The organism is Phenylobacterium sp. (assembly GCF_036402295.1).
In the GTDB taxonomy this organism is placed as follows: Bacteria; Pseudomonadota; Alphaproteobacteria; order Caulobacterales; family Caulobacteraceae; genus Phenylobacterium.
Genome location: NZ_DASWTE010000096.1, coordinates 1 through 4,826, shown reverse-complemented (window position 1 = coordinate 4,826; position 4,826 = coordinate 1). Strand labels below are relative to the sequence as shown.

At 69.6% G+C, this 4,826-nt stretch carries 5 protein-coding genes; all 5 read right to left on the bottom strand.

Annotated elements, in window-relative coordinates:
• The coding region (gene flhA / locus VGD44_RS06215) for a flagellar biosynthesis protein FlhA (protein ID WP_331084990.1) at window positions 1-1,952 on the bottom strand (1,952 nt) is incomplete at its 3' end.
• Between the two features lie 5 nt (window positions 1,953-1,957).
• Window positions 1,958-3,325: a sigma-54 dependent transcriptional regulator gene (locus VGD44_RS06210; protein WP_331084988.1), complete on the bottom strand. Its 1,368-nt coding sequence runs from the start codon at window positions 3,323-3,325 to the stop codon at window positions 1,958-1,960.
• A gap of 27 nt (window positions 3,326-3,352) precedes the next feature.
• Window positions 3,353-3,694 carry a flagellar motor switch protein FliN gene (gene fliN / locus VGD44_RS06205; protein ID WP_331084986.1) on the bottom strand — a complete coding sequence of 114 codons (342 nt, stop codon included), beginning with the start codon at window positions 3,692-3,694 and terminating at the stop codon, window positions 3,353-3,355.
• A 4-nt stretch (window positions 3,695-3,698) separates the two neighbouring features.
• Window positions 3,699-4,346, bottom strand: coding sequence for a flagellar assembly protein FliH (locus VGD44_RS06200; protein WP_331084984.1), 648 nt, complete (start codon window positions 4,344-4,346; stop codon window positions 3,699-3,701).
• Window positions 4,346-4,826, bottom strand: a 481-nt coding sequence (locus VGD44_RS06195) for a FliG C-terminal domain-containing protein (RefSeq protein WP_331084982.1), incomplete at its 5' end; no start/stop codon positions are given. The genes VGD44_RS06200 and VGD44_RS06195, both read right to left, overlap by 1 nt.

The following is a 4,826-nucleotide window of genomic DNA, read 5'->3' as shown; positions in this document are numbered from 1 at the left end:
CCGGCCATGGCCGCGCGCTCGAAGGTCTCGCGGACGCCGCGGATGAAGTCCTGCAGGCGCGACGGGGCCAGCGCCAGCTGCTTTTCCTCGCCCCCGCCCACCAGGGCGTCGGCGAAGGCGTTCTCCCACTCGCCCGATAGGGTGACGATCGGCAGCGCGCCGTCGTCGCCGCGATAGGCGTAGCAGAGCTGCCGGCCCAGGCGGGCCCGCACCTGCTCCACGAGCAGGGTGATCGAGCTGGTGTGCGGCGCGGCCTCGCCGATGCCCTCCAGGATCGCGCCGATGTCGCGGATCGAGACCCGCTCGCGCAGCAGCGCCTGCAGCACGCGCACGACGGTGGTGGCGGACACGACGCTGGGGATCAGGTCCTCGCTGAGCTTCTTCTGCTCGGCGGGCAGATCCTTCAGCAGCTTCTGGACCTCGGCGTAGGTCACCAGGTCGGGCATGTTCTCCTTCAGGATCTCGGTCAGGTGCGTGGTCAGCACCGTGGCCGGGTCCACGATGGTGTAGCCGCGGAAGCTGGCTTCCTCGCGCAGGGAGTCCTCGATCCACGTCGCGGGCAGGCCGAAGGCCGGCTCCTTCACGTGCTCGCCGGGCAACTCCACCTGGCCGCCGCGCGGATCCATGGCCATCAGCTGGCCGATGCGGACCTCGCCCGAGCCGGCCTCCATCTCCTTGATGCGCAGGCAGTAGCCGGTCATCGGCAGGCGCATGTTGTCGAGGATCCGGACCGACGGCATCACGAAGCCGAAGTCGGCGGCCAGCGTGCGGCGCAGCGCCTTGATCTGGTCGGTGAGCCGGCGGCCCTCCAGGTCGTTGATCAGGGGCAGCAGGCCATAGCCCAGCTCGATCTTGATCTCGTCGATGGCCAGGGTCTGGGAGATCGGCTCCTCTTCCGGCTCGGCGGCGACGGGCGCGATCTCGACGGCCTGCGGCTCGTTGGCCTGTTGCGCGCGACGCCAGGCCAGGACGCCAGCGCCCAGCGAAAGCGCCGCGAACGGGATGATCGGCATGCCGGGGATGATCGCCAGGACGCCGGCCGTGGCCGACACCATGCCCAGGCTGACCGGGTTGGTGGCGAGCTGGGTGACCAGCGCCTTGTCGGCCGAGCCCTCGACGCCCGCCTTCGAGACCAGGAAGCCCGCGGCGATCGAGATGATCAGCGCCGGGATCTGGCTGACCAGGCCGTCGCCGATCGACATGATGGTGTAGCTGGAGAAGGCCTCGCCAATCGGCACCTTGTGCTGCAGCACGCCGATCAGGATGCCCCCGATCACGTTGACTGCCAGGATCACCAGACCGGCGACCGCGTCGCCGCGCACGAACTTGGACGCGCCGTCCATGGCGCCGAAGAAGGTCGACTCCTGCTCCAGCTCCTTGCGGCGCAGCTTGGCCTGGTCCTGGTCGATCAGGCCCGACGACAGGTCGGCGTCGATGGCCATCTGCTTGCCGGGCATCGCATCCAAGGTGAAGCGGGCGGCCACCTCGGCGATCCGCCCCGAGCCCTTGGTGATGACGACGAAGTTCACGATCACCAGGATGATGAAGACGATCACGCCGATGGCGAAGTTTCCGCCCATCATCAGGCGGCCGAACGTCTCGATCACCGCGCCGGCGCCGTGGGCGCCTTCGTGGCCGTGGGAAAGGATCAGCCGGGTGGTGGCGATGTTGAGCGCCAGCCGGAACAGGGTCGCCACCAGGAGCACGGTCGGGAACGCCGTGAACTCCAGCGGCCGCTTGATCAGGATCGACGTCATCAGGATCAGGATCGATGCGGCGATCGAGATCGACAGCAGTAGGTCCAGCAGGAACGCTGGGATCGGCAGGATCAGGAGGACGACGATGGCGACGATGCCCACCGCCATCAGCACCTCGCCACGCGCCACCATGCCCCACACGTCCCTCGCGGAGGGGGCGGTGTCGTAGCTGTAGGCGGGGCGGACGTCGGCCATCTAGGTCAGGCCGCGCTCGCGCCCATTTGCGGGGCGGGCACCGAGACGCCGGCCTCGGTGTATTCCTTGAGCTTGTTGCGCAGCGTGCGGATCGAGATGCCGAGGATGTTGGCCGCGTGGGTGCGGTTGCCGAAGCAGTGCTCCAGCGTCTCGATGATAAGCGTCTGCTCCATCTCGGCGACCGTCTGGCCGACGAACGAGCGGGCAGCCACCTCGGCGGCCGAGGCGGCGGCCTGGGCGGTGCGGGCGTGCGCGTCCACGGGCGCGAGCGGCTGGCCGTCGGGCAGGCGAATGGCGTTCTCGTCGATCTCCGGGCCAACCGAGAGCAGCACCGCGCGGTGCATGGCGTTCTCGAGTTCGCGCACGTTGCCCGGCCAGCGGTGGGCGGCCAGGCGGCGCTTGGCCTCGGCCGAGAGCGGCTTTTCGGCCACCGCGTTGGCGGCGGCGTACTTCCTCACGAAGAACTCGGCCATGGCGATCACGTCGCCTGGGCGCTCACGCAACGGCGGCAGGCGCAGGTTCACGACGTTCAGGCGGTAGAGCAGGTCCTCGCGGAACGTGCCGTCCTTCACCGCCTGGGCCAGGTCGCGGTTCGAGGTGGCCAGGATGCGGATGTCGACCTTCACGGGCTTGGCGCCGCCCACGCGGTCGATCTCGCGTTCCTGGATGGCGCGCAGCAGCTTGGCCTGCAGGCGGCCGTCCATCTCGCTGATCTCGTCCAGCAGCAGGGTGCCGCCGTTGGCTTCCTCGAACTTGCCGATCCGGCGGGCGACGGCGCCGGTGAAGGCGCCCTTCTCGTGGCCGAACAGCTCGCTCTCGAGCAGGTTCTCGGGGATCGCGGCGCAGTTGACCGAGATGAAAGTGCGGCTCGCGCGGCGTGACTTCTGGTGGACGTAGCGGGCGACGACCTCCTTACCGACGCCACTCTCCCCGGTGATGAGGATGGAGGCATCGGAGGCCGCCACCTGGTCGGCGAGCTGGATCACCTGCTGCATCGACGGGTCGCGCACCACCATCGGGCGGTTGTCGTCGCTGACGGCGGAAAGCACTGCCGCGATCAGTTCGGCCTCCGGCGGCAGGGGGATGAACTCCTTGGCCCCGGCGCGGATGGCGTCGGCGGCGCGCTTGGGGTCGGCAGCGATGCCGCAGGCCACCACCGGCGCCCGGATCCGCTCGGCCTCGTTCGCGGCGATCAGGCCGGCGATGTCGAGGTCGTAGTCCACCATGAGTAGGTCGGCGCCCTGGCCCGAGCGCAGGGCGTGGGTCGCCGCCTCGATGGTCTCCACGTGGGAGACCTTGGCCCCCGCGCTCATCGCCATCTTCACGGCGGTGGCGAGCTGTCCGCTCAGTTTACCGACGACCAGAAGCCGCATCTTCGTAACTCCTTCGCACGCTCAGGTTCAGACCTGGGCGTCGCCGTCCTTGATGATTTCCGTCATGGTCACGCCCAGGCGCTCGTCGACGATGACGACCTCGCCGCGCGCCACCAGGCGGTTGTTCACGTAGATGTCGATCGCCTCGCCGACCTTGCGGTCCAGCTCCAGCACCGAGCCCTGGCTGAGCTGCAGCAGCTGGGCCACCGACATCGACGAGCGGCCGAGCACGGCCGAGATGGCCACGGGCACGTCGAAGACCGGGGCGAGGTCGCCGGCGGTGCGCTCCTCGCCGAGCAGGTTCGCCAGCACGCTGTCGGCGTCGGTGTCGGGCGCGAACTCGTCGAGTTTCAGGTCGTCTTCCGCCATGGGTCTAGCTTTCTGAGCCGGGGATCAGGGGTTCGGCGTGGAGGCCTTCGGCTGCGAGCGCGGCCTCGAGGGCCTCCGTCACGCGGTCGGCGGCCTGGGCAGGGTCGTAGGCCGCCTGGCCGTCGCCGAAATCGAGGGTGAAGGCGTGAGGCCCGAAGGCCCCGTCGGGTTTGACGACCACGGCCCCCTCGAAGCCGAGGCCGCGCGCGGCGTCCTCGAGAACGCCCTGCAGCTGGGCGGCCAGGGCCGGGTCGGCCGACACGACCAGCCGCGGCTGGGCGTCGATCTCGCGAGCCAGCGAGGCGAGGGCGGCCTGCACGGGCGCTTCGGGGAACTTGTCGAGCGCCGCGTCGGCGATCGCGCGGGCGCAGGCGAGGGCGAGCGCAGCGGAGCCCTGCCGGTGCTCGTGGGCCACCTCGGCGAGGCGCGGCAGGGCCTGGGCGCAGGCCGCCGCGATCTGGCCGAGCGCAGTCGCCTGCTGGGCGGCGATGCTGGCCAGGGCGGCGCGCTCGCCTTCGGCTCGGGCCGCCTCGCGCAGCTGTTCGACTTCCTCCACCGGGAACAGGCGCTTGGGGCGCTGCGCCTGGAAGGCCACGCCGCCCTTGGTGTCGAACTCGGTGTCGAACGAGAATCTGGTGTGGGCTTCGGACATCAGTAGATCAGCTCATCGTCGGAGGAGGAGCCGGCCAGCATGATCTCGCCCTTGTTGGCGAGGTCCTTGGCGATCTGGACGATGGCCATCTGCGCCTGGTCGACGTCGCGCAGGCGCACGGGGCCCATGCTCTCCATGTCCTCGCGCATGATCTTGGCGGCGCGCTCGGACATGTTGGAGAAGAACATCTCGCGCAGGCTGTCGGATGCGCCCTTCATGGCCAGCCCCAGCTGATCCTTCTCGACGCCGCGCAGCAGGGTCTGCACGCCGCCCGGGTCCAGCTTGGACAGGTCCTCGAACACGAACATCAGGGCCCGGATGCGCTCGGCCGCCTCGCGATTGCGCTCTTCCAGGGCGGTGATGAAGCGGGTCTCGGTCTGGCGGTCGAAGGCGTTGAAGATGTCGGCCATCATCTCGTGGCTGTCGCGCTTGGAGGTGCGCGCCAGGTTCGACATGAACTCGTTGCGCAGCGTCTGCTCG

Bases quoted from the DNA above. Each gene is read 5' to 3' on its own strand.
- fliN (WP_331084986.1), bottom strand. From the start codon at position 3,694: ATGGCGGAAGACGACCTGAAACTCGACGAGTTCGCGCCCGACACCGAC.
- VGD44_RS06210 (WP_331084988.1), bottom strand. From the start codon at position 3,325: ATGCGGCTTCTGGTCGTCGGTAAACTGAGCGGACAGCTCGCCACCGCC.
- VGD44_RS06200 (WP_331084984.1), bottom strand. From the start codon at position 4,346: ATGTCCGAAGCCCACACCAGATTCTCGTTCGACACCGAGTTCGACACC.